This is a genomic window from Streptomyces uncialis, from assembly GCF_036250755.1.
Classification (GTDB): domain Bacteria; phylum Actinomycetota; class Actinomycetes; order Streptomycetales; family Streptomycetaceae; genus Streptomyces; species Streptomyces uncialis.
In genome coordinates, this window is record NZ_CP109583.1 from 6,348,884 (window position 1) to 6,374,834 (window position 25,951).

Annotated in this window: 17 protein-coding genes and 1 pseudogene; 15 read left to right on the plus strand and 3 right to left on the minus strand. The window is 72.5% G+C overall.

The features are described from left to right. Positions 1-49 precede the first annotated feature (49 nt). The 9 genes and pseudogenes from OG711_RS26465 to obgE all read left to right on the plus strand — a co-directional run. Positions 50-259: pseudogene (locus OG711_RS26465) on the plus strand (DUF397 domain-containing protein); the annotation flags it as partial. A gap of 130 nt (positions 260-389) precedes the next feature. Continuing rightward, positions 390-866, plus strand: coding sequence for a hypothetical protein (locus tag OG711_RS26470; RefSeq protein WP_073793703.1), 477 nt, complete (start codon positions 390-392; stop codon positions 864-866). A 131-nt stretch (positions 867-997) separates the two neighbouring features. Next, positions 998-2,248 (plus strand): hypothetical protein, encoded by a 1,251-nt coding sequence (locus OG711_RS26475; protein WP_329560844.1) that lies wholly within the window; start codon positions 998-1,000, stop codon positions 2,246-2,248. Positions 2,249-2,295: 47 nt separating this feature from the next. Next, positions 2,296-3,111, plus strand: coding sequence for a TIGR03936 family radical SAM-associated protein (locus tag OG711_RS26480; protein ID WP_329560846.1), 816 nt, complete (start codon positions 2,296-2,298; stop codon positions 3,109-3,111). 236 nt (positions 3,112-3,347) lie between these two features. Then, positions 3,348-3,884: a hypothetical protein gene (locus tag OG711_RS39250; RefSeq protein WP_329560848.1), complete on the plus strand. Its 537-nt coding sequence runs from the start codon at positions 3,348-3,350 to the stop codon at positions 3,882-3,884. Then, positions 3,881-7,564 (plus strand): Rne/Rng family ribonuclease, encoded by a 3,684-nt coding sequence (locus OG711_RS26490; protein ID WP_329560850.1) that lies wholly within the window; start codon positions 3,881-3,883, stop codon positions 7,562-7,564. The genes OG711_RS39250 and OG711_RS26490 overlap by 4 nt, the downstream gene beginning before the upstream one ends. Positions 7,565-7,866: 302 nt before the next feature. Beyond that, a complete protein-coding gene (gene rplU / locus OG711_RS26495; protein WP_073793699.1) occupies positions 7,867-8,187 on the plus strand; it encodes a 50S ribosomal protein L21 in 321 nt (106 codons plus the stop codon). A gap of 14 nt (positions 8,188-8,201) precedes the next feature. Then, positions 8,202-8,456 (plus strand): 50S ribosomal protein L27, encoded by a 255-nt coding sequence (gene rpmA / locus OG711_RS26500; RefSeq protein ID WP_073793698.1) that lies wholly within the window; start codon positions 8,202-8,204, stop codon positions 8,454-8,456. Between the two features lie 178 nt (positions 8,457-8,634). After that, positions 8,635-10,071, plus strand: coding sequence for a GTPase ObgE (gene obgE / locus OG711_RS26505; RefSeq protein WP_329560853.1), 1,437 nt, complete (start codon positions 8,635-8,637; stop codon positions 10,069-10,071). A gap of 230 nt (positions 10,072-10,301) precedes the next feature. On the opposite strand, the gene OG711_RS26510 is transcribed toward obgE, so the two are convergent. Together OG711_RS26510 and OG711_RS26515 are read right to left on the minus strand one after the other, a co-directional pair. After that, a complete protein-coding gene (locus OG711_RS26510; RefSeq protein WP_329560855.1) occupies positions 10,302-13,868 on the minus strand; it encodes a bifunctional glycosyltransferase/CDP-glycerol:glycerophosphate glycerophosphotransferase in 3,567 nt (1,188 codons plus the stop codon). 21 nt (positions 13,869-13,889) lie between these two features. Beyond that, positions 13,890-16,121 (minus strand): bifunctional glycosyltransferase/CDP-glycerol:glycerophosphate glycerophosphotransferase, encoded by a 2,232-nt coding sequence (locus OG711_RS26515; protein WP_266515496.1) that lies wholly within the window; start codon positions 16,119-16,121, stop codon positions 13,890-13,892. Between the two features lie 339 nt (positions 16,122-16,460). On the opposite strand from OG711_RS26515, the gene galE reads away from it, so the two are divergent. Further along, positions 16,461-17,432: a UDP-glucose 4-epimerase GalE gene (gene galE, locus OG711_RS26520; RefSeq protein ID WP_329560857.1), complete on the plus strand. Its 972-nt coding sequence runs from the start codon at positions 16,461-16,463 to the stop codon at positions 17,430-17,432. A gap of 237 nt (positions 17,433-17,669) precedes the next feature. On the opposite strand, the gene OG711_RS26525 is transcribed toward galE, so the two are convergent. Further along, the gene (locus OG711_RS26525; protein WP_329564048.1) at positions 17,670-19,652 is read right to left on the minus strand and encodes a hypothetical protein; all 1,983 of its coding nucleotides are present in this window, start codon (positions 19,650-19,652) and stop codon (positions 17,670-17,672) included. Between the two features lie 538 nt (positions 19,653-20,190). Between OG711_RS26525 and proB the strand changes: the two genes are divergently transcribed. The 5 genes from proB (at position 20,191) to OG711_RS26550 (ending at position 25,899) form a co-directional block, all read left to right on the plus strand. Beyond that, complete coding sequence (gene proB, locus OG711_RS26530) at positions 20,191-21,309, plus strand: glutamate 5-kinase (protein ID WP_073794300.1); 1,119 nt, start codon at positions 20,191-20,193, stop codon at positions 21,307-21,309. An 822-nt stretch (positions 21,310-22,131) separates the two neighbouring features. After that, positions 22,132-22,590, plus strand: coding sequence for a hypothetical protein (locus OG711_RS26535; RefSeq protein WP_073793693.1), 459 nt, complete (start codon positions 22,132-22,134; stop codon positions 22,588-22,590). Between the two features lie 135 nt (positions 22,591-22,725). Then, entirely contained in the window at positions 22,726-24,039 is a 1,314-nt protein-coding gene (locus OG711_RS26540) for a glutamate-5-semialdehyde dehydrogenase (RefSeq protein WP_329560859.1), read from the plus strand. 113 nt (positions 24,040-24,152) lie between these two features. Continuing rightward, positions 24,153-24,728 (plus strand): SCO2584 family spore wall biosynthesis protein, encoded by a 576-nt coding sequence (locus OG711_RS26545; RefSeq protein ID WP_399502814.1) that lies wholly within the window; start codon positions 24,153-24,155, stop codon positions 24,726-24,728. 100 nt (positions 24,729-24,828) lie between these two features. Then, positions 24,829-25,899 (plus strand): SCO2583 family membrane protein, encoded by a 1,071-nt coding sequence (locus OG711_RS26550; protein WP_266515490.1) that lies wholly within the window; start codon positions 24,829-24,831, stop codon positions 25,897-25,899. Positions 25,900-25,951 lie beyond the last annotated feature (52 nt).

The window sequence follows — 25,951 nt, forward strand, 5'->3', positions numbered from 1 at the left end:
GCATTCGGATGAAGGCGAAAGGCGACGCGATGACGACCGATCTGTACGGGCTCTCCCCCTCCACGGAGTCGCGTTCTCGAAGGCATGCGGTGGCAACACGCACCCGGACGGTGAGTCGTGCGTGACGCTCGCGAGGATCGCGCCGGGTGCCTGGGCCGTGGGTGACAGCAAACGGCCGGACGCCGAACCGCTGCGCTTCACCACGGAGGAGCTGGCCGCGGCGGGTATCGACCCCGTGTGGTTCGGCCTCCCCGCCTGAAGCGCGGGCCCGGCCTGAAGCGCGGCCCGGTCCGAAGCGCGGCCCCGCCTGAACGCGGCCACACCTGAACCGAGGGCCCCGTCCCGCACCGGCGGGCGGGGCCGTCGCCGTCCCTTGGAACGGAGCGGCAGTGCACCACCACGGCTACGCATGGCTCGGGGAGAAGAAGACGTTCGACAAGGAGAGCATCCGCAGACCCCCTGGTCAGGCCCCGACGGCGACCAGTGAGACGGAGGTGCGCGACCGGTACCGCGAAGCCGTGAGCGTGTTCCCGACCTCTGACGTGCCGCCGGTCCAGACCGCGCACTGGCTTATGAAACCGCCCTCCATGATCCGGGGGACATGGGCCGAACCCAAGGAAGCCGGCGTATGGCTGGGCCTCCAACTCGCCGAGTTCGCTCCTCGGTTCGCCTCTGGGCAGGACCGGGAGGCGATCAGGCTCGTCCTCCTGGTGAAGACTGCCGTCGAGCGGCTGACATGGGGAGGGGACGTCTCCCTCGGCCACTATCTGAAGGGCGCGGTCTTCCACTCGGTGGCCCTGGTCACCTGCTCCCCGAACCGCGCCTCTCCCGACCTGCCCTGCCCCTCCCGACAGCCCCGTATCTGACAGCCGGCGGGTCCCTGGCACTCGCCGGGTGCCCCCGGGCAAAGGGGGAGTGACGGTACATCGCGTAACACCTTGGGCACAGAGCCGACCCCGGGGAAACGATCCGGGGCCGGTCCGTGTCTCCTGGGGGCATGGACCTGAACAAACAAATGAGCGAGCGGGCGCGGCAGGGGCCCGCGCGGGAGGCCGAGGGGCGGCTCGCCGTCGCGGTCCGGCTGCCTGTGCGCATCGTGGTCCTGGTGCTCGTCGTGCCGGTACGGCTGCTGTGGGACGTGCTGGTCGCGGGGGGCGCGCTGCTGAACCGGGCCGTGCTGCGGCCGGTCGGCCGGGGCCTCGCCGTGCTGGGGCGGGTCCTGGTCGTGACCCCGCTGAACTGGTGCGTGCGGTGGATCGCCGTACCGCTGGGCCGGGGCACGCTGTGGACGCTGAAGGGGCTGTGGGCGGGATGCGCCTGGCTGCTGCGGGTCCTGGTCGCCGTTCCGGCGAAGTGGCTGTACGCGGCCGTGCTCACCCCGCTCGGGCGCGGCCTCGCCCGCGCGGCGGACGGTGCCGGGGTCGGACTGCTGTGGGTGCTCCGGGTGCTGGTCGTCGTCCCCGTGTCCTGGCTGTGGACCTGGGTGCTCGCACCGGTCGGCAAAGCGGTCGGGTACGTCCTGGTCAAGGGCGCCCGTGGTGTCGGTATCGGCCTCTACTGGACGCTGCGGGTCCTGCTGTACTACCCCGCGCTCGGACTGTGGCGGTGGCTGCTCGCCCCGGTGGGCCGGGGGCTCGCCGTCGTCGGGCGGGAGGTCGGGGACGCCTTCGGGCACGCCTGGCGGATCGCGGGCCGGATCTCCCGCGCGGTCGGCCGGTTCCTCGGCGGGCTGCTGCGGCTGCTGGTCGTGGGCCCCGCCGTCCGTTTCTACCGCGCGGTCTGCGTCCCGGTGGGCCACGCCGTCCGGGACACCCTGTGGCGGCCCGCCGCGCGGCTCGCCCGGGAGGCCGGCCGTGCGACGCGCCAGGCGCTCGGGACCGTCCGGGACACGGCCCGCCAGACCCGCGCCGACATCCGCCGGGCCTTCTCCGGTGCCCGGCGCGAGCCGGTCGCCGTGGCCGTACCGGCCGCCGCGCGGGAGCCCGCGGCGACCGGTGCCGCGGGCGGTTCCACCGCCGGTCCCGCACGGGTCGGCGCTCCCGGGGGCGGACGGTACGGCGACCCGCTCGCGCCGGCCGTCGCGAGCGGGCCCGTACCCCGTCCCGTACCGCTGCCGGGGCCGGGGGAGGGCGTACCGGGGACCGCCGTGGCGGGCGGGTCGCGCGCAACGGGTTCCGGGCCACGGGAACCCGGCGGCGATCCGCGACGTACTCTAGGTAGCAGCACGACCGCACTCACGAAGGACTGACGACACTGGGCAAGCGACAGCCCGAAGGCCCTCCGCCCGCACCGGCGGTGCAGCGCATCAGACTGCGCTACACCAAGCGTGGCCGCCTCCGGTTCACCAGCCACCGTGATTTCCAGCGCGCGTTCGAGAGAGCGCTGCGCCGAGCCGAGGTGCCGATGGCGTACTCGGCGGGGTTCACGCCCCATCCGAAGGTGTCGTACGCCAATGCCGCACCCACCGGCACGGGCAGTGAGGCGGAGTACCTGGAGATCGCGCTCACCGAGCCGCGTGACCCCGACGGGCTGCGGGCCCTGCTCGACGAGTCGCTGCCCACCGGGCTCGACATCGTCGACGCGGTCGAGGCCCGTACCCCGGGTCTCGCGGACCGGCTGACGGGCTCCGTGTGGGAGCTCCGGCTCGACGGTGTCGAGCCGGAAGCGGCACACCACGCCGCCGCCGCCTTCCTGGCGGCGGAGTCGGTCGAGGTCAGCCGTCAGACGAAGAACGGCGTACGTACGTTCGACGCGCGCGCCGCTGTCGCCCAGCTCACGACCACCGGGCCCGGTGCCCCGGGCACGCACGGAACCCCGGCTGATGGGCCGGGCGACCGGCCCTGTGCGATACTGCGCCTGGTTGTTCGGCACGTGACGCCTGCCGTACGACCCGACGACGTCCTGTCCGGTCTCCGAGCTGTGGCCGACCTGGCGCCGCCGGTCCCCGCAGCGGTGACCAGGCTGGCGCAGGGGCTTTTCGATGACGAGACCGGCACGGTGACCGACCCGCTCGCGCCCGACCGCGAGGCAGTCGTGGCCGCCCCAGTTCATGCTTCAGGGACCGCCGAGGCCGCCGCCGCGAAGGCGCCGACGCCGGAAGGCCCCGCGTAAGGACGTACGTCGTAGCGCCGCCCTTGTATCCGGGAGCCACCTGGGTCGGGCAGCGCACCGACCACAAGACTTTCGCCAGGCCGTACGCGACATGGTGTACGGAACCGGCGAGACAGGACACAGATCGCTCCCGAGCGGCGCACGCGCCCCGGACGGCGGCTCCGCGCAGGACGCGCGAGCCGCGGACGTCAACCGGATCAGCGCGGCGCCCGGGAGCCGACGGGAGAACCGCCCGCATGCTCGAACCGACCGAACCCGTAAAGGGTTCCGCCACCGACAACGATCCCGCCGCCGGGGCCGACAGCCCCAGCGACACCCTGCCGCCGCGCCGCCGGCGCCGCGCCGCCTCCCGCCCCGCGGGCCCCCCGGTCGCCGATCCGGCCATACCGGCCGCCGCCGGGGCCGACACCGCCGAGGCAGCGGCCTCCGGTACGGCCGTCCCGGCCGACGACCCGGCGGAGACCACCGAGGCCACCGAGGCCCCCGCGCCCCGCCGCCGCCGTGCCACCCGCCGCGCCACCGCGCCCACCGGGGCGCCCGCCGCCGAGGTGACCGCACCGGCCGCCGCCGAGCCCGCCGCCCCGGACGAAGCGGAGGAGGCCGCCGAGGCCGCCGAACCCGCCGTCGGGGCGACCGAGGCCGCACCGCCCGCGCGCACCCGCCGCAGGGCCACCCGCCGTGCCGCCGCCCCGCGGGCGCGCCGCAGGCCACCGAGGAGGTCGCCACCGCGACCACCACCCCCCAGGCCACCGCACCCGAGGAGGTCGCCGTGACCGCGACCGACCAGCCGGAGGTTCCCGCCTCCGCCACCGACGACACCGCCGCGCCCAAGCGCGCCCGCCGCCGCGCCACCCGCGCCGCCGGGACCGCCGCCGCGCCGCAGAACAGCACCCCCGCGGCCCAGGCCGCGCCCGCCGCCGAGGCGGCTCCCGAGCCCGCCGCGGCGCCCGCCGAGAGCCCCGCGCCCGCCGAGAGCACGGAGGCGCCCCGCACCCGCGGTCGCCGCCGGGCCACCCGCGCCGCCGCCTCCGCCGCCGAAAGCGACACGGCCCCGGCCGTCGAGCCCGCCGCCGCGCCCGTGGCCGAGGAGCGGGCCGCCGAGCCCGCGCCCGCCGAGGACGCCGCCCCCAAGCGCCCCCGCCGCCGGGCGACCCGCGCCACCCGCACCGTCGAAGCCGCGCCCGCCGAGGCCCAGGAAGCCGCGCCCGCCGCACCCGTGGAGGCGCGGCAGAGCGCCCCCGAGGCCGACGAGGCCCCGCGTGGCCGTGGCCGCCGCCGGGTCGCCCGAGCCGCCGTCGGATTCTCCGAGCCCGCCCAGCAGCGCACCCGCGGCAAGGGCGACGACCGGCCCGCACGGCCCGCCGTGGCCGTGTTCCAGCCGCCGGTCTTCGCCGAGCCGATGTTCCAGACCCCCGAGCGCGCCGCAGCCGAGGCCGCCCAGGCCCGCAACGCCGTCGTCGAGGAGGAGGCCGAGCCCGAGGACACCGCGACGGCCGAGGCCGCCGAGCCGGTCGTGGAGGCCCCCGAGGCCCCCGCTCAGGAGGCCCAGGAGGCCCAGGACGACACCGCCGGTTCCCGCCGCCGTCGCCGCCGCCGGGTCGCCGTCCCCGCCACCACCACGGACGCACCCGTCGCCGACGCGCCGGCCCCCGCCGCCGAGCCGGTCGAGGAGCCTGCCGAGGCCGCCGGGAGCGACACCGAGGACGAGGAGCGCGCCGACGCCTACGGCGACGACCACGACGACAGCGACGGGCCCGGCTCACGCCGCCGTCGCCGCCGTGGCGGCCGCCGGCGCCGTCGGGGCGAGCACGCCGAGGGCAACGGCGACTCCGCCGACGACACCGAGGACGACGGCGCCGCCGACGAGGACACCGACGAGCAGCGCCCCGCCGAGCACGACGACCACGACGACAGCGACGACCAGGACGGCTCGGGCTCCAGCAGCAGCCGTCGCCGTCGCCGCCGCAGGCGCCGGGCCGGTGACAGCTCCGGCGAGGCCGTCGCCCCCACCGGGGCCGACGACCCGGAGCGCACGGTCGTCAAGGTCCGCGAACCCCGTAAGAAGGAGGAGCGGCCCGCGTCCGACGAGGTCCAGTCCATCAAGGGCTCGACCCGCCTGGAGGCCAAGAAGCAGCGCCGCCGCGAGGGCCGTGAGCAGGGCCGCCGCCGGGTGCCGATCATCACCGAGGCCGAGTTCCTCGCCCGTCGCGAGGCCGTCGAGCGGGTCATGGTCGTCCGCCAGCACGGCGAGCGCACCCAGATCGGCGTCCTGGAGGACGACGTCCTGGTCGAGCACTACGTCAACAAGGAGCAGTCGACCTCCTACGTCGGCAACGTCTACCTCGGCAAGGTGCAGAACGTCCTGCCGTCGATGGAGGCCGCCTTCATCGACATCGGCAAGGGCCGCAACGCCGTCCTGTACGCGGGTGAGGTCAACTTCGAGGCCCTCGGCGGCGGTCCCCGCCGGATCGAGAGCGCGCTGAAGTCCGGCCAGTCCGTCCTCGTCCAGGTCACCAAGGACCCCATCGGCCACAAGGGCGCCCGGCTCACCAGCCAGGTCTCCCTCCCCGGCCGCTACCTGGTGTACGTGCCCGAGGGCTCGATGACCGGGATCAGCCGCAAGCTGCCCGACACCGAGCGGGCCCGGCTGAAGTCCATCCTCAAGAAGGTCGTCCCCGAGGACGCGGGCGTCATCGTGCGCACCGCCGCCGAGGGCGCCAGCGAGGACGAGCTGCGCCGTGACGTGGAGCGCCTCCAGTCGCAGTGGGAGGACATCAAGAAGAAGGCGAAGACGGGCAACGCCCCGACGCTGCTCTACGGCGAGCCGGACATGACCGTCCGGGTCGTCCGCGACATCTTCAACGAGGACTTCTCGAAGGTCATCGTCAGCGGTGACGAGGCCTGGGAGACCATCCGGGGCTATGTCGCGCATGTCGCGCCCGATCTGGTCGACCGGCTCCAGCGCTGGACCTCCGAGGTCGACGTCTTCGCGACGTACCGCATCGACGAGCAGCTGATGAAGGCGCTCGACCGCAAGGTCTGGCTCCCCTCGGGCGGCTCCCTGGTCATCGACAAGACCGAGGCCATGATCGTGGTCGACGTCAACACCGGGAAGTTCACGGGTCAGGGCGGCAACCTTGAGGAGACCGTGACGAGGAACAACATCGAAGCGGCGGAGGAGATCGTCCGTCAGCTGCGGCTGCGGGACCTCGGCGGCATCGTCGTCATCGACTTCATCGACATGGTCCTGGAGTCCAACCGCGACCTCGTGCTGCGACGGCTGCTCGAATGCCTCGGCCGGGACCGCACCAAGCACCAGGTCGCCGAGGTCACCTCGCTGGGTCTGGTGCAGATGACCCGCAAGCGGGTGGGCCAGGGCCTGCTGGAGTCCTTCTCCGAGACCTGTGTCCACTGCAACGGCCGCGGTGTCATCGTCCACATGGAGCAGCCCACCTCCACCGGTGGCGGCGGCAAGCGCAAGAAGCGCGGGCGCGGCGCCGGTGGCGAGCACGACCACGAGCACACGCACGAGCACACCCAGGACACCGCGCACGAGGCCGTGGCGGAGCACCCGGAGCACGAGTCGGCCGCCGAGGTCGAGGCGGAGGCGGCCGAGCCCGTCGCGCTGAGCGCGCCGGAGTTCGCCGCGGACGAGGAGCTGTACAGCAGCGTCGCCGAGGCGGAGGCAGCGGCGGGCCGTGGCCGTTCGCGCCGTCGGGCGACCCGTCGGGCGTCCGCCCCGGCCGGTGCGCCGCGCGGTGCCGAGGCTCCGGCCCCGGTCGCGGAGCCCGTGGCCGAGGAGGCCGCGCCGGCCGCCGAGCCGGTCGCCGCCGAGCCCGAGGCCGCTCCCGTCGAGCCGGTGGCGGAGGCCGCTCCGAAGGGGCGCACCCGTCGCCGGGCCACCCGTAAGGCGTCCGCTCCGGCGGGCTCCCCGCAGGGTGCGGCGCCGGCCGCCGAGGCCGAGGTCACGATCCCGGTGGCGGCCCCGGAGCCGCAGCCGGTCGCGCCGGAGCCCGAGGCCCCGGCCGCGGAGGCCGCCGAGGCGGCTCCCGCCCGTCCCAAGCGGCGTGCCGTCCGCAAGGCCACGGCGCCCACCGCGTCCGAGGAGGCGGCCGTCGTGGTCGTCCCCGCGGCCGAGACGCCTGTCGAGGCGAACGAGGCGGCGGGCCGTGACGAGGAGGCCGTGGCGGAGGCCGCGGCCGACGAGACCTCGGCGGACGAGGAGGCCGCGCCGGTGAGGAAGACCGCGCGCAAGGCCGCCAAGAAGGCGCCCGCGGCGAAGAAGGCACCCGCCGCCAAGAAGACGGCGGCGAAGAAGACCGTGGCCAAGAAGACGACGGCGAAGAAGGCCACCACGGCCAAGAAGGCCGTCGCCAAGAAGACGGCGAAGAAGACCGTCGCGGCGGAGCAGGCGGCGGGTCCCTCCGTCACCGCCACCACCGACGACGCGTGAGTGTGTGCCCCCGTACGGTGCGCGCCGGTTCCTCCGGCGCGCACCGTACGGGGGCGCTGTCCTTCCGTGGCGGTCCCCGTCACGGCGGGTGGCCCGGACGGGGCCGGTTTGACCCGTGTGGGTGGGGGACCGTAACCTTGACCGTCGGCGTTGTTGCGTCGCGCTTCTGAGCAAATCCCTCCAGGTGGGGCCGTTCGGCCGAACCGGAGAGGCCGCTCATCCTTGCGGATCATCGGGCCCTCGGGCCTGTGTGGGCGGCTGGCTTCAGAGGTTCCGTTTCGAAAACAGAGAGTGAGACCCGCGTGTACGCCATCGTGCGCAGCGGTGGTCGCCAGCACAAGGTTGCTGTCGGCGACACCGTTGAGGTTGACAAGATTTCCACCGGCAAGGTCGGCGACACGGTCGAGCTCTCGACCCTGCTCGTGGTCGACGGCGACGCCGTCACCAGCGACCCGTGGGTGCTGGCGGGCATCAAGGTCCAGGCCGAGATCGTGGACCACCACAAGGGCGCCAAGATCGACATCCTGCGCTACAAGAACAAGACCGGCTACCGCCGTCGTCAGGGCCACCGCCAGCAGTACACGGCGATCAAGGTCACGGCGATCCCCACGGCTGCGAAGTAAGGGACTGAGGAGAGATGGCACACAAGAAGGGCGCATCGTCCACCCGGAACGGTCGCGACTCGAATGCCCAGCGGCTCGGCGTGAAGCGCTTCGGCGGTCAGGTCGTCAACGCGGGTGAGATCCTGGTCCGTCAGCGTGGCACCCACTTCCACCCGGGCTCCGGCGTCGGCCGTGGCGGGGACGACACGCTGTTCGCGCTCCTGCCCGGTGCGGTGGAGTTCGGCACGTTCCGTGGCCGCAAGGTCGTGAACATCGTTCCGGTCGCCTGATCAGGCAGCCGTAGAGCGGTTCTCTTTCGCGGAGGCGGACCAGGTTTTCCCGTGCACCATGGTGTGCGGGGAAGCTGGTCCGCCTTCCGTTTGTTGTAGATCGAGCCGGCGTCTCTTCGCCGGAACGGCGAGTACGCCGTACCGCACAGACATCCGTAGTAACTGGAGGCACTGAACCATGACCACCTTCGTGGACCGCGTCGAGCTGCATGTCGCCGCGGGTAACGGGGGCCACGGCTGTGCCTCCGTTCACCGGGAGAAGTTCAAGCCGCTCGGCGGCCCGGACGGCGGCAACGGTGGCCGGGGCGGTGATGTGACCCTGGTCGTCGACCAGTCGGTCACCACCCTGCTCGACTACCACCACAGCCCCCATCGCAAGGCGACCAACGGCAAGCCCGGTGAGGGCGGCAACCGCTCCGGCAAGGACGGTCAGGACCTGGTCCTGCCGGTGCCGGACGGCACCGTCGTCCTCGACGGCCAGGGCAATGTCCTCGCGGACCTCGTCGGCCACGGCACCACCTATGTCGCCGCGCAGGGCGGCCGGGGCGGGCTCGGCAACGCCGCGCTGTCGTCGGCCCGCCGCAAGGCGCCCGGCTTCGCGCTGCTGGGTGTGCCCGGCGGCCTCCAGGACGTGGTCCTGGAGCTGAAGACGGTCGCGGACGTGGCGCTCGTCGGCTACCCCAGCGCGGGCAAGTCCTCGCTGATCTCCGTGCTCTCGGCGGCCAAGCCGAAGATCGCGGACTACCCCTTCACCACCCTGGTGCCCAACCTCGGGGTGGTGACCGCGGGCTCGACCGTCTACACCATCGCGGACGTGCCCGGACTCATCCCGGGCGCCAGCCAGGGCAAGGGCCTCGGCCTGGAGTTCCTGCGCCATGTGGAGCGGTGCAGCGTCCTCGTCCATGTCCTCGACACGGCGACGCTGGAGTCGGACCGTGACCCCGTCTCCGACCTCGATGTCATCGAGGAGGAGCTGAAGAGCTACGGCGGGCTGGACGACCGGCCCCGCGTCGTGGTCCTCAACAAGATCGACGTCCCCGACGGCAAGGACCTCGCGGAGCTGGTCCGCCCCGATCTGGAGAAGCGCGGATACCGTGTCTTCGAGATCTCGGCGGTCGCGCACACGGGTCTGAAGGAGCTGTCCTTCGGGCTCGCCGACATCGTGGCGAAGGCGCGTGCCGCCAAGCCCAAGGAGGAGGCGACCCGGATCGTCATCCGTCCCAAGGCGGTGGACGACGCGGGCTTCACCGTCACTCCCGAGGAGGACGGCCTGTACCGGGTGCGCGGCGAGAAGCCGGAGCGCTGGGTGCGGCAGACCGACTTCAGCAACGACGAGGCCGTCGGCTACCTCGCGGACCGGCTCAACCGGCTCGGTGTCGAGGCCGCGCTGATGAAGGCGGGCGCGCGCAGCGGTGACGGGGTCGCGATCGGACCCGAGGACAACGCGGTGGTCTTCGACTGGGAGCCCACCATGATGGCCGGCGCGGAGATGCTCGGCCGCCGCGGTGAGGACCACCGTTTCGAGCCGCCCCGCCCGGCCGAGCAGCGCCGCCGGGACAAGGAAGCGGAGCGGGACGAGGCCCAGCGCGAGTACGACGACTTCGAGCCGTTCTGACCGGCCCGAACACCGTCACGGCGCCCCCGGCAGGTTTCCCTGCCGGGGGCGTCCCTGTTCCTACCGGGCTCCGAAGCCCCCGCGCACCCCAGGGCGGGCGGAGGCGGACCCGTGTATCCGCAGGTCCGTGTATCCGCAGGTCCGCAGATCCCGGGGACGGGGCCGGGGACGCGTACGGGGCCGGGAGGTAACCTCCCGGCCCCGTACGCGTGGGCCGAACGGCCCACACCTCAGCCCTGGCGGGCCTGCTCCAGCATCCGGTCCACGACCCGCTTCGACGCGGACCCGTCGTCCAGGTCGCAGAACAGGTGGTGGAAGCGGTCGAACCGCGCCTGGTACTCCACCTTGACCTCCTCGATCCGCCGGATCGACTCGATCAGCTCCTCCGAGGTACGGATCAGCGGACCGGGCGAATCCTCCTCGAAGTCGAAGTAGAACCCGCGCAGCGTGTCCCGGTAGTGCTCCAGGTCGTACGTGAAGAACAGCATCGGCCGCTTGAGGTGCGCGTAGTCGAACATCACGGACGAGTAGTCGGTGATCATGATGTCCGCGGCCAGGTACAGCTCGGCGATGTCCGGGTACTCGGAGACGTCGTACACGAAGCCGTTGCCCGCGCCGGGCACCGCGTCCACGATGTTCGAGTGGCGCCGGACCAGCAGCACATGGTCGTGGCCCAGCCGGGCCTTCGCGTCCTCAAGGTTGATCTTCATGTCGAACCGGTACTGGCCCGCGCTGTGCGACCGGTCGTCCCGCCAGGTCGGCGCGTACAGCACGACCTTCTTCTCCGGCGGCAGCCCCAGCTTCGTCTTCACCGACTCGGTGATCTTGTCCCGGTCGGGGGAGTACAGATAGTCGTTGCGGGGGTAGCCCGCCTCCAGGATCTCCCCGTCGTACGAGAAGGCCCGCTTGAGGATCGGGGTGGAGAACCGGTTGGACGAGACGAGCAGGCTCCAGTTGTTGGCCTCCAGGGCCAGCCGCGCCTGGTACTCGCGGTCGAAGTGCAGCGTCTCGATGTCGTGGCCGATCTTCTTCAGCATGGTGCCGTGCCACGTCTGCACGATGACCTGGCCCGGCCGCCGCTCCACCCACTCGGGCAGATGCCCGTTGGTGACGATGTAGCGGGAGGTCGCCAGCGCCTCGAACCACTCCCGGCCCCACATCCGGACCTTGTCGGCGGACGGCGGAAGGACCACCTGTCCGTCGCGCACGGCCCACAGGTACTTGAGGTCGCTGCCGCGCGACAGCAGCTCCTCGTGCATGGCCCGGGGGCTGTCGGAGTACTGCTTGCCGTTGTAGCTGAAGAAGAACACCTGGTCCTTCAGCGGCAGCTGACGGCTGGGCTCGTACACCTCGCGGCGCAGCTGGAGCTGACGGTAGGGGCCGCGCTCCATGTCGTTGAGCTCGGAACGGCAGTTGAGCTGGGGGAAGTCGCCCCAGCGGTTCTCGAACCAGTAGCGGCGGCCGGCGATCACCGTATGGAGCGGGAAGCTCTTCGCCGCGAGGCGCTCGATGACGAACGCGGCCTTCGGCACCTCGTCCTGGTCCGGCAGCCGCAGGAAGATGTTCCAGCGGCCGGCCTTCAGCGAGACGTTGCCCGCGCCGCCCAGCGACGAGGGGTCGAACGCCACGGCGAAGCGCCCGTCCGACTGCCACTCGACGGGCACGGTCCGCTCGTCGTACCGGCCACGGGCCTTGACCAGCAGTTCCGCGCCGATGAGCCGCTCGCTGCTGTAGCCGTTGAGGACGAGCTTGCCGCCGCGCTCGGCGATGGCGGTCAGCACCGCGCGACGGGCCCGCCCGACGACCTTGAGATAGCCGTTGTTGCCGGAGATCATCGCGATCTCATGGTGGGCCGCGTCCGGTCCCATGGACGCCGGGAGGTCCTGGCGCAGGTCCACCAGGCCGTCCCGCATGACACTGCTGTAGCGGTGCTCGGTGCCGTCCGCGTCGGTCGCGACGAGGACCGTGCTCCACATCCGGCGGCGCGGCTGGGCCTTGCCCTCCAGAGCCGGGTTGGGGACCAGCGCCACCTCCGCGAGCGGCACCCGCGCGGTGAAGACCCGGCCCGCGGACGTGATCTGCACGTCGGCCGGGTACTCCATGGCCTCGCCGCTCTTGGAGTTGCTGAGCCGCAGCGTCAGGTTCTCGGCGGACGGCGCCCCCGCGCGCAGCTCACCGATGACCACGAGGTGGTCGTCCTCGACCCGGCGGTCGGTGATGACCGCCTTGACCTTCTCCAGCCGCAGCTTCAGCGCACTGCGCTCCACCACGGGGAGCAGCCGGTGGTCGTTGTCGAGCCAGTGGTACATGGGGAAGTTCGCGGCCGAACCGCCGCGCGCCCAGACACCGCTGCGCCGCACCAGACCGGAGGCGTACACATTGATGCCGACGTGCCAGATGCCCTCCTGCCAGGCTCCGCCCTTGCGCAGCTTGGCCGGGTCGACGGTCAGTTCCCAGCCGGCCCAGTCGTAGTTGTAGCGCTTCTGACCGGAGTCGGTGGTCGTCTCGGGCCGGTGGACGTTCTTGGCGGGCGCGAAGATACGGCGGCCCGACTTGCCGTGCTTGAGCTGGACGACCTTCACGCTGCTGCGCTTGGAGGCCATGTCGACCTTGTCGATCCACGCGTCACCGGACAGCACCAGCTTGCCGTCGTGCCATTCCACCGAACGCAGCGGCGCCTTCAGCGCGAGGTCCTTGTCGATCCGCAGGGCGGCCTTCGGCAGCTCGATACCGGCCGCTTCCAGCGGCGCGAACCCGGCGTACTTGCGGAACGTGCCGGTGACCTCGATGGGGTCCTTGCGGCGCTGCGAGGCGAGCAGCGCGATCAGCTCGGCCATCTGGTGCTTGCGGACCAGCAGCCACTGCACCCGCAGGCTGATCGGCAGCGCCATGACGATCTTCTGGTCGATCGTGTCGAGATAGCGGTTGGTGGCTTCGAGGAACGCCGCGTGGAACTCCGCGTCGGCCTCGGGGAGCACCCGCAGGAACAGCCGCAGGTCGTCACGGAGGACCCGGTTGTCGTACTTCCGCTTGTACTCGGCGAACTCGGGGCCGGGCTGGGCGGCCAGGAACTCACTGACCATGCTGACCGCGGCGACCCGGTCCCGGATCGCCTGCGGCTCCTTGCGGCGCTGGGTGATCGACGGGGCCGCCTCGCCCTCGCGCAGCCGCCAGAAGTACGTCGGCTCACCGATGATGTCGATGGCCTCGGCACGGTAGTGCGCGGGCAGCACGACGGGGATGTCCTCGTGCAGGATGCCCTCGGGGAAGGAGAAGCCGTACTTCTCCCAGAAGGTCCGGCGGAACACCTTGTTGCAGGCGATACGGTCCGCGACCAGCTTCGGCATCTCCGAGATGTGGGTGCGCTGCTGCGCCTCACCGGAGAGCATCTTGAACAGCGGCACCTGCCAGGACTTCTCGCCCCGCAGATGGAAGACGTTGCCGGTGCAGAAGTCCGAGCCGGACTCGTCCAGGCTCGTGACCATCAGCCGGTAGGCGTCCGGCGGGATCACGTCGTCGCTGTCCACGAAGGCCAGGAACTCCGACACGGGGGACATCCGGCCGATGCCGGTGTTCCGGGCCGCCCCGAGACCGCCGTTCTCCTTGCGTATGAGCTTGAAGCGGGAGTCGCGGGCCGCGTACTCGGCGGCGATGGCCGCCGAGCCGTCCGGGGACCCGTCGTCCACCATGAGGACTTCGATCTCACGCAGCGTCTGCGCCTCCAGCGAGTCGAGGCACGCCGGAAGGTACTCCTCCACGTTGTAGATGGGTACGACGACACTGAGCCGGGGGGCCATGTGACGTGGGTTTCCTTTCGTTCAGGCCCGCTCGACCAGTTCGAGCAGCTGGGCGGGATACGGAGCGTGTGAACGCTCGTCGAACGGCACGAGGGGGAGCGGGGTCTGCTCGCCGAGGAACACCCGGCGCACCACCCGCTCGGCGGCCCGGCCGTCGTCGAACTCGCAGAACCTGCGGCGGAACGCCGACCGCAGCCGCGCGGCGTCGGCGCCGCGCCACTCGTCGGAACGCAGCAGGGAGATCAGCGCGTCCTCGGAACGGGCCACCGGACCCGGCGGCTCCGCCATCAGGTCGAAGTAGGTGCCGCGCACCACCCGGTACACGTCCCAGTCGTCCGCGAAGACGACGATCGGACGGTCCAGCACGGCGTAGTCGAACATCGCCGACGAGTAGTCGGTGATCAGCGCGTCCGCCGCCAGGTACAGGTCCTCGACGGGGTGCGTCCCGGACACATCGATGACCCGGCCGCTGCGCTGGAGGTCCGCGAGCTGCGGTGACGAGGAGTAGAAGTAGTGACCGCGCACCAGCAGCGTCACGTCCTCCCCCAGCTCCTCGACGATCCGGGCGAGGTCCAGCCGGGAGCGGAACTCGCCCTGGTACTCGCGGTGGGTCGGCATGTAGAGGAAGGCGGTCGTCGAGTCGGACAGCCCGAGCGCGGCACGGGCCCGGCGGACATCGTCCGCGGTGCCGTTCACCAGCACGTCGTTGCGCGGGTAGCCGGTCTCCAGCGAGGTGTACGAGCAGGGGTAGACCCGCTCCCAGACGGTGGTGGAGTGGCGGTTGGAGGCGAGGCTGTAGTCCCAGCGGTCGCAGCGCTCCAGCAGCTTCTCGAAGTCCATGCTGGTCGACGCGGGGTACTTCCGCTGGTCGAGCCCCATGGTCTTCAGCGGGGTGCCGTGGTGGGTCTGGAGATGGATCTGGCCCTCGCGCTTGACCAGCGCGTCGGCGAAGTTGACGTTGTTCACCAGGTACTTGGCGCGGGCGAGCGCCGACCAGTACTCACGGGAGCCGACCCGGACGATCTCCACGCCCTTCGGCACCCCGGCCGTGCTGTCGGCCCGCACCGCCCACACCTGCCGCATCCGCGGGGCCAGCCGCGCCAGCTCCGCGGCGATCGCGGCCGGGTTGCAGGAGACGCTGCGGCTCCAGTACGCGGAGAACAGCGCCAGGTTCTCGTCGATCGGGGCGCGCAGCTGCGACTGGTAGTAGAGGCCCATCGCGCCGCGCTTGGAGCGCTTGACCGCGGCGGTGGCCCGGCGCTTGACGGCCGCCCGGGTCCGGACCGCCTTGGTGGCGCCCACCAGCGCGGAGTAGGAGTCCCGCTCCAGCATCGCGTACTTGTAGCCGACGTGGCCCGACGGGCGGGTGAAGCCCTCCGGGACCCGGGCGGCGTAGTCGGCGGCGGCCCGGTGGAAGAACTCGGCGCGCGCGTCCTGCGGGAGGCGGTCCGGACGGCCGAGGATCGTCAGGTACTGGTCGACCATCTTGCGGAACAGCCGGGGCCGCCACCGGTCCCGCTCGGGGCGCGCCGCCAGGAAGCCGAAGACCCGCTCGTACTGCTCGAACACGTCGAAGTGGTTGCGGCTGACCGTACCGAGTATGTTGCCGCCCTCACGGCGCTGCCGGTAGTGGACGCACACCCGGTCCAGTACGGCGATGCGCTCGGCGGAGATCAGCGCGCAGAACGTCCAGGGGGCGTCCTCGTAGTACCCGGGCGGGAAGCGGAGGCCCTCGCGCTCCACGAACTCCCGGCGGTACGCCTTGTTCCACACGATCTGGAGCAGGTCCAGCAGCTCGGGGCGGTCCTGGAGGGGGAGTGCCCCGTCGCCCTCGTCGCGCAGTACGCCGGCCCACTTGTTCGGCTGTATCTCACCGCTCCAGTAGGTGCGCACATAGTCATAGACAAGGATGTCGGGGTCACCGGTTGCCTCAAGGCGGTGGCCTATTGCCGCCAGCGCGCCCGGGTCCAGGGTGTCGTCGCTGTCGAGGAAGAGGACGTAGTCGCCACGGGCCTGCGCGAGGCCGGCGTTGCGGGCGCGGCCGAGGCCGACGTTCTCCGTGAGGTGGATCACGCGTATTCGGTCGTCGCGTGACGCGTAGTCGTCGAGTATCGCGCCGGATCCGTCGGGCGAGCAGTCGTCGACCGCGACGACCTCGAAGTCCGTCCAGTCCTGGCGCAGGATCGAGTCGAGACACTCGGCCACATAGCCTTGCACCTTGAAAACGGGAACGACGAGCGTGAGTCTGGGCATCCTTCAACCTGTTCCGAGAACTGTCCGGGGGAGCGTCGGGCTGCGCTGGGACTTCGCCGGACCAGTGCCGAGACCGCGCCGGCCAATCCTAAAGGATTCACCCGAAGTTTCCCGGGGGCGGTAGCACACCGTCGCACTCCTGTGACGGTCGAAACCCGTACCCGGATCGGATGGTAATGGTCGGTACATGACCGGCACACGATCGGCTTCGATCGTGGAGAGATGTGTCACAGAACCGGCCGTTCACCGCAAAACCAGCAAGCCGTACGGAATGTCCGATTCGATTTTCGGGCGCCGCCGGGTGATTCTGCCTCGGACAGCGTCGACGAAGGGAAGTCCATGAGCTGGCTGGTGACGGGCGGTGCCGGATACATCGGGGCGCATGTCGTGCGCGCGCTGACCGAGGGCGGCCAGCGGGTCGTCGTCTACGACGATCTGTCGACCGGAAGCCGCGACCGGCTCCCGGACGGGGTGCCGCTCGTGGTCGGCAGCGTCCTGGACCGTCTCGCGCTCGACGCGGCCCTGCGCGAGCACGGGGTGACGGGCGTGGTGCACATCGCGGGGAAGAAGCAGGTCGCGGAGTCCGTCGAGAAGCCGCTCTTCTACTACCGCGAGAACGTCACGGGACTCCAGACCCTCCTCGACGCCATGCGTGACGCGGACATCGACCGGCTGGTGTTCTCCTCGTCCGCCGCCGTCTACGGCATGCCGGACGTGACCCTCGTCACCGAGGACACCCCCTGTGCCCCGATGAGCCCCTACGGCGAGACGAAGCTGATCGGCGAGTGGCTGATCAACGGCGCCTCCCGCGCGTACGGGCTGCGGGCCGCCTCGCTGCGGTACTTCAACGTCGCGGGCGCCGCCTCCGCCGAACTGGCCGACTCCGGGGTCTTCAACCTGATCCCGATGGTCTTCGAGCGGCTAGAGGCCGACCAGGCCCCGCTGATCTTCGGCGACGACTACGCCACCCCCGACGGCACCTGCGTACGCGACTACATCCACGTCCAGGACATCGCCTCCGCGCATCTCGCGGCCGCCCTGCGGCTCACGGACGCCGAGCCGGGCACCGCGCTCACCCTCAACATCGGCCGCGGTGAGGGCAGCTCGGTCCAGGAGATGGTGGAACGCATCCTCAAGGTGACCGGGCGCGAGGACATCGCCCCCGAGGTCACCGCCCGCCGGCCGGGCGACCCCGCCCGGGTCGTCGCCGCCGCCGACCGTATCCGCGCGGAACTCGGCTGGTCCGCGCGGCACGGGGTGGACGAGATGATCGAGTCGGCGTGGGCGGGCTGGCGCCACCGCCACCCCTGACCTCCGGCCGGGTCGGTCCTGATCCCCGGCCCGGTCGCCGACCTCCGGTGACCTCCGGACCGGCCCTGCCTGGCGGCCCCGGCCCGGACCTCCGGCCTGGTCCTGGGGCCCGGGCGCCCGGCGCACCGCGTACAAGGCGCCCGGCGCACCGCGTACGAACGGCGCAGGACCCGCACGCCCGGCGTGCGGGTCCTGCGCCGTTCCCGCCGGTCCGCCCCTGGCCCGGGGCGGGACCGGCTAGCCCTCCACGGTCCGCGACGGCACCGCGCCCCGCGCGGACGCCTCCCGCCGGGGCGCGCCCGGCTGGGTCGGGATCGCCGACACGATCCGCTCCCGGTGCGCCCGCGCGGCCTCGGCCAGGGCCCGGACCCCGTCCTGGAAGCGCAGGGCCGACGCCTCGGAGGCCGGTCCCAGCAGCCGGGTCCGGAGCGTGGCCCGCGCCCCGGCCAGTCCGTCGCGCGCCGGATGCCGCACCATGTCCAGCAGCTCCGCGACCCCGGCGCCGTCCGGGGTGAGGATCGCCGCCGCGCCGACCGTCGGGAACACCTCCCGGAACGTCTCCTCCGGCAGCCCGCTGGTATTGGCCACCGCGTACGGCTTCTCGCTCGCCAGATAGTCGGAGACCACGCTCGACACATCGCTGATCAGCAGATGCGCCTGGTCGAAGCAGGAGTACAGCGCGGGCCGCGACCCCGTCACGACCTGGTGCTCACCGGCCGGGAGCGACGCCCAGTAGAGGTCCTCCCAGCGCGCGGTCGCCTCCGCCACCGCCTGTGCGCGGCCCGGCTCCGGCGTGGACTGGAGCAGCATCCGCTCCGCCTCGTCCGCCGCCGTCCGGAACCCGCCGTTGGTCAGCCGCTCCAGCTCCGCCGTCGCCCGCTCCAGTTCCGCCGTGACCGCGGGGTCGGGCCGCGCCGCCTCCCGGCGCGCGTTCGCCGCCCGGATCAGCTCCTGGACACGGAGGTTCGCCGCGCCCGCGCACGGATCGACCGAACCGGTCATCGGATGCGGCTTGTACAGCAGCCGTACCCCCGGGTCCGCGAGCAGTTCCCGGACGATGTTCTCGCCCGCCTCGACGACCGAGGTGTTGCCGGGATTCCCGTCCCAGCCCTCCCAGGTCGGCGCGTACAGCACGGTGACCGGACCGCCCGCGGGCCCGCCGGTGTCCGCGCGGATACCGTCCAGCTGGGGACGCCCGACCTCCACGATGTCCTTGTCCTCGACACCGACATCGGCGAGCGCGTACCGCTCCCGCGCCGCGGTGCCCGCCACCCACACCTCGTCGTAAGCCTTCGAGTACGGGTTGACCGACGACAGCTTGTCGCTCTCCCCGTGGTTCACGAACGCGTGCTTGATCGTCGGGATGCGCAGCACCTGCGAGGTCTTCCCGGAGTTCGCCGGATGCAGCAGCACCTGGAGCGTCGAGTGCTCCAGCCGCATCAGGTCGGCGACCTTCGGCACGCACACGATCGGGAGGTCCGTCGCACCGATCTTCTGGAGCATGAACCGCTCCCGCAGCACGATCAGCGGACGGCCCTCCACCTTGCCGAGGGTGTCGAGCCACATGTTCGCCTGGTAGGCGGACGACGTGCCGCCGGAGAAGTACATGCCGACCGTCGGCCGGTACTCCGCCAACCACGCGTCGAACCATTCGAGGACCTCCTCCGGCCGCGCGGGACGCCGTCCCGGCAGCAGCCGCACCAGCAGCTCGGCGAGGCCCACCGCCCCGGCGGCGATCGACAGGCCCACGCCCGCCGCCGCGTACCAGGGCCGGTCGGTGAGGGCCGTCGCCATCAGCCCCGCCGTGGCCGGCAGTCCGAAGAGCAGCAGCCGGTTGCTGGGCCTGCGGGCCAGCAGCGCGGGCGGCGCCGCACTGAGCCGCAGCGCCGAGGCGTCGATGTTGCGGGTGACGACCGGCAGGGTACGGGTGCGCCGCACCAGCAGCGCCGTGGCGTGGCACGCGAAGTGCAGGGCGTAGAACGTCAACAGCCCGAGCAGCAGCGGCAGGTACACCGTGCGCTGCTCCGGCTGGTGCTGATGGCCGAGCAGTCCGGCGACCAGCAGCAGATCGCGGAGCACCACACGGACGGTGACATCGGCTCGGGTACGGGCGATCGCCGACGCCACCGGCCGCTGCCAGCGGTGCAGTACGCCCTCGGCCGCGAGTCCGGCCGCGGTCGCCGCGACCAGCAGCCGGATGTCGGGCAGCAGGGCTCCCATGACCTGGGCCGCGAACGACAGCACCAGGACAGCGGGAAGGCCGAGCTTCCCCACGCGGAGCAGGGTTGGGGGGATGGAACGCAAGATGGGGACTCTCCTAGCAGCTCGAACGCGAGATCCGCGCGGGCGTGTGGGGAACGCGGCGCGGCTGTCGGGCTTGCTGGTCAACGCTGGGGCGGGGGTACCGGTATCGGGTTCGTTTCCGGGTTCACGCTATGGAATCGTTCCCTGTGGTCAGTGACCCACCCGTGAGATTTCCGTGAGAGGGACGCAACGGTTCCAGTCACCGGACCGGCACGGGGGCCGTCGCAGGTCTCCCGTAGATTGCGAAGCGGCGTCCGGCGTTGTGCCGGGACCGGTGTGCGGGGCGGCTGGGAGGAAGCGCGTGTCAGGGGCAAGGCGGGTGCCGGGAACGGAGCGGGACACGGGCGGCCGGGACGGTACGGGCACCCGGGAGGGTACGGATTCCGGTCAGGGCACGGACGCCCGGGAGGGTACGGACGCCCGGCGGGACGCGGACACCGGGCGCGACGCGGACATCCGGCGGGGGGTCGGGCAGGCGCACCGGATCGTCGTCAAGATCGGGTCGTCCTCGCTCACCACCGCGGCGGGCGGACTCGACGCGGACCGGGTGGACGCCCTCGTGGACGTCCTCGCCAAGACCCGCGACGGCGGGGCGAGGGAACTCGTCCTGGTGTCCTCCGGCGCGATCGCGGCCGGACTCGCCCCGCTCGGGCTGCGCCGCCGCCCCAAGGACCTCGCCCGGCAGCAGGCCGCCGCCAGCGTCGGCCAGGGGCTGCTCATGGCCCGGTACACCGCGTCGTTCGCCCGGTACGGCATCCGCGTCGGCCAGATCCTCCTCACCACCGACGACACCAGCCGCCGCGCCCATCACCGCAACGCGTCCCGCACCCTCGACAAGCTCCTCGCGATGGGGGCGCTGCCCGTCGTCAACGAGAACGACACCGTCGCCACCGACGAGATCCGCTTCGGCGACAACGACCGGCTGGCGGCCCTGGTCGCCCATCTGGTCCGCGCCGACCTGCTCGTCCTCCTCTCCGACATCGACGGTCTGTACGACGGTGACCCGAGCCGCCCCGGCACCTCCCGGCTCGCCGAGATCCGCGGGCCCGCCGACCTCGACGGGGTGGAGATCGGCAGCACCGGCCGCGCCGGGGTCGGGACCGGCGGCATGGTCACCAAGGTCGAGGCGGCCCGGATCGCCGCCGCCGCCGGGATTCCCGTCGTGCTGACCTCCGCCGTCCACGCGGCGGACGCCCTCGCCGGACGGGACACCGGGACGTTCTTCCACGCCACCGGCCGCCGCTCCGCCGACCGGCTGCTGTGGCTCCAGCACGCGTCGACCCCGCGCGGTGCCCTCACCCTGGACGACGGCGCCGTACGGGCGGTCGTCGAGGGCCGCAAGTCGCTGCTGCCCGCCGGGATCGCCGCGGTCGAGGGCGAGTTCACGGCGGGTGACCCCGTCGAGCTCCGTGACACCGCGGGACGGGCGGTCGCCCGCGGTCTCGTCAACTTCGACGCGAAGGAGCTGCCCCAGCTGCTCGGCCGCTCCACCCGGGACCTCGCCCGGGACCTCGGGCCCGCGTACGAGCGGGAGGTCGTCCACCGCGACGATCTGGTCCTGCTCGCTCCGTGAGACAGGGGTCCCCGTCCGGCGGACATCCCGAACGCCAGTGCCGGTACCGATGACCGAAGAGGCCCGGACCGCCGTGTGACCAACGGCACGATCCGCGCGTCCTACCGGGTGGGGCGAGTCGCACGGTGCCGTTCCGGGGACGCCCCCGGAACCTGGACCGGCCCGCGCGACTCGCCCCACCCTTCGAACGTCCTGCCAGCTGGACGCTCCGTGCGGTGTCCGCCCGGGGGCTGGTCCGCGCGATCCCGGCCGGGGGCGCGGCCTGCCAGGTGGACGTTCCGTGCGGTGTCTGTCCAGGGGGCGGCCCCCGGACCCCCGGCCGGGGTGTCACTTACCGCACGATCCGAACGTCCTGCCAGGTGGACGTTCCGTGCTGCGTCTACCCGGGGGGCGGCCCCCGGACCCCCGGCCGGGGTGTCACTTACCGCACGATCCGAACGTCCTGCCAGGTGGACGTTCCGTGCTGCGTCTACCCGGGGGGCGGCCCCCGGACCCCCGGCCCAGGTGTCACTTACCGCACGATCAGAACGTCCTGCCAGGTGGACGTTCCGTGCTGTGTCCACCCGGGGGGCGACCCCCGGACCCCCGGCCGGGGTGTCACTTACCGCACGATCAGAACGTCCTGCCAGGTGGACGTTCCGTGCTGTGTCCACCCGGGGGGCGACCCCCGGACCCCCGGCCGGGGTGTCACTTACCGCACCATCCGAACGTCCTACCAGGTGGACGTTCCGTAAAAGTGCCCCATCGGAGTCGATCGGCTGTCAACTTTGTTGCAGGGACCAGCGGCATGACCATTGCGTGAAGGAGGTCGTCGTGAGACGAGTGCGCCAAGGGGCGGCAACACGTGGCGCCCGTGCCTCCCACACCCTCCAGTCGGTGGGGGAGGAGCGCGCGGTGACGAACCTGGCGGGCGGAACGGCCGGGGAGGGCCCGGGGCCGGTGGCCCGGCTGTGGCACGTGACGCTCAGCGTCTCCGGCGCCGAGGCGCCGCTCGCGGAGGTGAGACGGGGGCTGGAGCAGCTCGCCCACGACCACCCCTTCCTACTGACCAGCCGGTACGCGCGCGACCACGCGGAGATCCGGTACTGGGAGGAGGCACGTGACCTGCACGACGCCGCCGCCGTCGCGCTGCGGCTGTGGGGCGAGCACCGGCAGACCGCGAAGCTGCCGCCGTGGGAGATCGTCGGCCTTGAGGTGATCGACCGCGAGACGTACCACCAGCGCGTCGCGGCGGGCTACGGCCCGGCTCCGGCGACCCCCGTCGGGGTCCACCCGTACTGAGCCGCCGCCGGGCGCGGGGTGCGCGGCGGGCCGCCCGGGACCACCGGCGACCCGCGCCGTTCCATCCTCCGGACGCCTGTCTCGGGGGATGGGACAACCGCCGACGGCCGCGCGGCGGCGCATTACCCTGCCGTCATGACGTCGCTGCCGCCGCATCCCCCGCTCTCCGCGCCCTCGCCGTACGACAACATGTCCGAGGTCGCCCGCGCCGCCTACCGGGCCCGCGCCGCCGCCGCCGACATCGCGCCGCTGCCCAGGGCCACCAAGGACGACGCGCTGCTGGCGATCGCCGACGCCCTGGAGGTACGGGCCCGCGAGATCGTCGAGGCCAACGCCCGGGACATCGCCAAGGCACGCGAGGCGCGCACCAGCGAGGCCATCGTCGACCGGCTCACCCTGACCCCGGAGCGGGTCCGCGCCATCGCCTCCGACGTACGGGACGTCGTCGCGCTGCCCGACCCCGTCGGTGAGGTCGTCCGCGGCTCCACCCTGCCCAACGGCATCGACCTGCGGCAGGTCCGGGTCCCCCTCGGCGTCGTCGGGATCATCTACGAGGCCCGGCCCAACGTCACCGTCGACGCCGCCGCGCTCTGCCTCAAGTCCGGCAACGCGGTCCTGCTGCGCGGCTCGTCCTCCGCGTACGAGTCGAACAGCGCACTCGTCCGGGTGCTGCGGGACGCCGTCGGCGGCGCCGGACTGCCCGCCGACGCCATCCAGCTCGTCCCCGGCGAGAGCCGTGAGTCGGTCCGGGAACTGATGCGCGCCCGCGGCCTGGTCGACGTGCTCATCCCGCGCGGCGGCGCCTCCCTGATCCGTACGGTCGTGGAGGAGTCCACCGTCCCGGTCATCGAGACCGGCACCGGCAACTGCCATGTCTACGTCGACGCGCAGGCCGACCTCGACATGGCCGTCGACATCCTCATCAACTCCAAGGCGCAGCGCCCCAGCGTCTGCAACGCCGCCGAGACGCTCCTCGTCCACGCGGACATCGCCGACGCCTTCCTGCCGCGCGCCCTCGAAGCGCTCGCCGAGGCCGGGGTCACCGTCCACGCCGACCCCCGCGTCCAGGCGTACGCCGAGGGCAGCAAGGCGACCGTGGTGGAGGCCACCGCCGAGGACTGGGACACCGAGTACCTCTCGTACGACATCGCCGCCGCCGTCGTGGACTCCCTCGACAAGGCCGTCGAGCACATCCGGCTGTGGTCCTCCGGTCACACCGAGGCCATCGTCACCGGTTCGCAGCAGGCGGCCCGCCGCTTCACCCAGCTGGTCGACTCCACGACGGTCGCCGTCAACGCGTCGACCCGCTTCACCGACGGCGGACAGTTCGGCTTCGGTGCCGAGATCGGTATCTCCACCCAGAAGCTGCACGCCCGGGGCCCCATGGGCCTCCCCGAGCTCACCAGCACCAAGTACATCGTCACGGGCGACGGGCACATCCGGGGCTGACCCCGACCGGGCGCCCACCCCCCCCCGGACGGCCCCGTCCGCGCCGGGGGACGGGCGGCCTGGAATCCTCCGTCCGTCTGCCCAAAACGACCCCCCGGGTCTACTCTGGAGACGTGCCGGAGGACGTGGGGGGCAAGCCGCTTCCGGGCGGCGAGGAGCCCGACGACCGCGACCACGGAAGTGCGGACGAGGAGTTCGCCTCCGTGGTCCTCGACGAGGACTTCATCCGGGCCGCCGAGATCCGCGAGCCCAGCGCGGTGGAGCGACTGCTCGCCGCCGCCGAGGCCCGGGCCGAGGCGACCGAGGCGGAGGCCCGCCGCACGGGCTCACGCGCGGGTCGCCATGACGACCCGGACGGCTCCGACCAGGACGGATTCGGTCCGCACCGCGACTACGACCCCGACGACCGGTACGCCCGGGACATCCTGGAGGAGTCCTACGGCCGCTCCGCCACCTTCATGGGACACGCCCGCTGGCACCGGCCCGTGGCCTGGCTGCTCGCCCTCGTCATGGGCGTCGGCATGGTCGCCCTGGCCTTCGCCGCGGTCTACCGGGGCGCCTCCTCCAGCCGGCAGGACCCGGTGCCCCGGCCCAGTTCCACCGGACTGGAGAAGAGCCTCCCGACGGGCCCCGCCACGTCCGCCGACCACTCCCGGCCCCCCGTGACGGCACTGCCCCGCACCCCCTGACACCGCACGGCACCGTAGGGTTCCGGCCGCCCTCACCCCTGGGGCAAGTTGTCGCGCGGCAGCGCGTTTACCGTGCCCTCTTCAGACCTACCCTGAAGGTATGGGCGGGCCAGGAGACCCACCGCCGGGGACACCCGAGGGCGGCCCCGGCGAGGACGAGTACCGATCCGTCGTCTTCGACGAGTCGTTCGTCCGTGCTGCCCGGCTCCAGGAGTTCTCCGCCGAGGAACGCATCACCGAACACGCGCCCGCCGTCCGCCGCCGCGCCCCGCAGCGCCGTGGCGGTATGCCCCGGCAGGCCCTGCTCCTCGTCCTGCTGATCGCCATGGCCTTCGTCACCGCCGTCTACCTCGGTGTCCGCCATCCGTACGACACCCCGGTGGTCAGACCGCCCGGCGCGCTGCGGATGACGGTCATCCCGCTGGCGCCCTTGTCCGCCGTGCCCGGGGGCGTCCCGTCCCGGCTCTACGCGCACAGCCCCGCCGCCCAGTTCCGGATCGGGGCCGAGGGCATCACCCTTCCGGCCGCACGGCGTACGGCGAACTTCTCCGACAGCCAGGTCGTCACCGCGCTGACCACCGCCAAGGACTATCTGGTGGAGTCCTCCCTCGACCCGGACGTGCTCACCGGCCGCGCCGTCCGGCCGGTGCGCATCCTGCTGGACCCGGAGCAGCTCACCCAGTTCGACCGCAGCTTCGCCCGCCCGGCCACCGACGGACTGCACGCCGCGACCGGATGGCTGGTGCGGTTCGACCCCGCCCGCGCCGCCCTCGCGGAACCCCGCGTCCATGTCCAGGGGACGCTGCGGGCCGCCGAGACCGGGCCGGACACCCTGGAGGTCAGCAGCGACCACACCTTCGTGTACGCGCTGCGGCCCGCGCGGGGCGGACCCTCGGCACCGGCGTCGCTGTTCACGGTCCGCCGCGAGCTGCTGTTCCGGTTCGACCGGGACGATCTGCGGCGGCATCAGACCGAACTGGTGATGTCCTACGCGCAGGCCGGGCCGCTGGCCTGCGCGGCCGACTGGGCGAGGCATCTGCGGCCACTGCTCGCGGGGCAGGTCCCCGGGGCGGGGACGCCCCCGGGGACCGACCCCTACGCCACGGGCACCCCGACGAGTCTGTGCGGGACGCTCTCCTCGAACGCCCAGCCGGATCCGCCCCGCGACTGAGTCCCGCGGTGAGGTTCCACGGGGCACCGGGCTCGTCGGGGCACCGCAGTGT

Coding starts and splice junctions, on each gene's coding strand:
- OG711_RS26475 (WP_329560844.1), top strand. CDS start 998: ATGGACCTGAACAAACAAATGAGCGAGCGGGCGCGGCAGGGGCCCGCG.
- OG711_RS26540 (WP_329560859.1), top strand. CDS start 22,726: ATGACGTCGCTGCCGCCGCATCCCCCGCTCTCCGCGCCCTCGCCGTAC.
- OG711_RS26525 (WP_329564048.1), bottom strand. CDS start 19,652: ATGGGAGCCCTGCTGCCCGACATCCGGCTGCTGGTCGCGGCGACCGCG.
- galE (WP_329560857.1), top strand. CDS start 16,461: ATGAGCTGGCTGGTGACGGGCGGTGCCGGATACATCGGGGCGCATGTC.
- OG711_RS26515 (WP_266515496.1), bottom strand. CDS start 16,121: ATGCCCAGACTCACGCTCGTCGTTCCCGTTTTCAAGGTGCAAGGCTAT.
- rpmA (WP_073793698.1), top strand. CDS start 8,202: ATGGCACACAAGAAGGGCGCATCGTCCACCCGGAACGGTCGCGACTCG.
- OG711_RS26510 (WP_329560855.1), bottom strand. CDS start 13,868: ATGGCCCCCCGGCTCAGTGTCGTCGTACCCATCTACAACGTGGAGGAG.
- obgE (WP_329560853.1), top strand. CDS start 8,635: ATGACCACCTTCGTGGACCGCGTCGAGCTGCATGTCGCCGCGGGTAAC.
- OG711_RS39250 (WP_329560848.1), top strand. CDS start 3,348: ATGCTCGAACCGACCGAACCCGTAAAGGGTTCCGCCACCGACAACGAT.
- OG711_RS26550 (WP_266515490.1), top strand. CDS start 24,829: ATGGGCGGGCCAGGAGACCCACCGCCGGGGACACCCGAGGGCGGCCCC.